Source organism: Luteimonas huabeiensis HB2, assembly GCF_000559025.1.
GTDB lineage: Bacteria > Pseudomonadota > Gammaproteobacteria > Xanthomonadales > Xanthomonadaceae > Luteimonas > Luteimonas huabeiensis.
The window spans coordinates 1-1,347 of the sequence record NZ_JAAN01000076.1; the positions used below are offsets into that span (position 1 = coordinate 1).

Annotated in this window: 2 protein-coding genes; both read right to left on the minus strand. The window is 72.5% G+C overall.

From position 1 onward, the window contains the following. The coding region (locus tag Z164_RS21145) for an isopeptide-forming domain-containing fimbrial protein (protein WP_152541073.1) at positions 1-385 on the minus strand (385 nt) is incomplete at its 3' end. 29 nt (positions 386-414) lie between these two features. After that, positions 415-1,134 (minus strand): isopeptide-forming domain-containing fimbrial protein, encoded by a 720-nt coding sequence (locus Z164_RS0119525; RefSeq protein WP_024892306.1) that lies wholly within the window; start codon positions 1,132-1,134, stop codon positions 415-417. Between the last annotated feature and the right edge of the window lie 213 nt (positions 1,135-1,347).

Sequence of the window (1,347 nt, forward strand, 5' to 3'; positions counted from 1 at the left end):
CGGTCACCACGTTGCCCAGCGCGCCGGTCGCATCCGCGTTCACCGTCGCGGTGTAGCTCAGCGCATAGGTGCCCGGCAGCGTCCCGGCCGGCAGCGTGCAGCTCAGCGCGCCGCTGCAGGCGAACGCGCCGGCATCGGTCACCTCGCCGAAGCTCAGCCCCGCGCCCAGCGTGTCGGTCAGCGTCAGCACCTCGGTGGTCGCCGAGTTGGCGATGGTCACCGTCAGCGTGTAGGTCAGCGTGTCGCCCGGCGACACCTCGCTGCCCGAGGCCGGATCGGACGTCTTCGCCACCACGATCGAGGTCGGCACGACTTCGTGCTCGGTCTCGCAGGTGGTGCAGACCGGATCCGGGTCGTTGCCGCCCGGCGGATTGCTCGCGGTCACCACGTTGCCCAGCGCGCCGGTCGCATCCGCTAGGTGCCCGGCAGCGTGCCGGCCGGCAGCGTGCAGCTCAGCGCGCCGCTGCAGGCGAACGCGCCGGCGTCGGTCACCTGGCCGAAGCTCAGGCCCGCGCCCAGCGTGTCGGTCAGGGTCAGCACCTCGGTGGTGGCTGCGTTGGCGATCGTCACCGTCAGCGTGTAGGTGAGGGTGTCGTTCGGCGACACCTCGCTGCCCGAGGCCGGGTCCGCGCTCTTGGACACGTGGATCGCCGAAGCGAGCGGGTGTTCGGTCTCGCAGCTGGCGCAGGTCGGCGGCGGAGCGCCCGGATCGTTCGGATCGCCACCGCCGGTGGGCACCACGGCGTTGCCGACCGAGGTCTGCGCGTCGGCATCGACGGTCGCGGTGTAGACCACGCTGTAGCTGCCCGGCGCGGCGCCGGCCGGCAGGGTGAAGGTACGCACGCTGCCGCTGCCGCCGGCGACGAAGTCGCCCGCGTTCACCACCTGGCCGAAGGTCAGGCCGGCGCCGAGGCTATCGGTCAGCACCACGTCGGACTGCGTGTTCGCGTTGCCGACGGTCACGCTCAGCGTGTAGGTGAGGGTCTGGCCCGCGAGTACCGCCGCACCGGACGCCGGGTCGGCGGTCTTCGCCACCGCAACGGTCGGCGCCAGCGGGTGCTGGGTCTCGCAGTTCGCGCAGGTCGGCGGCGGAGCGCCGGGGTCGTTCGGATCGCCGCCGCCGATAGGCACCACGGCGTTGCCGACCGGGTGAAGGTACGCACGCTGTCGCTGCCGCCGGCGACGAAGTCGCCCGCGTTCACGACCTGGCCGAAGGTCAGGCCCGCACCCAGCGTGTCGGTCAGCACCACGTCGGACTGCGTGGGCGAGTTTTCCACCGTGACGCTCAGCGTGTAGGTGATGGCCTGGCCGGCGACGACGGCATCCCCGGACGCGGGGTCGGCCGTC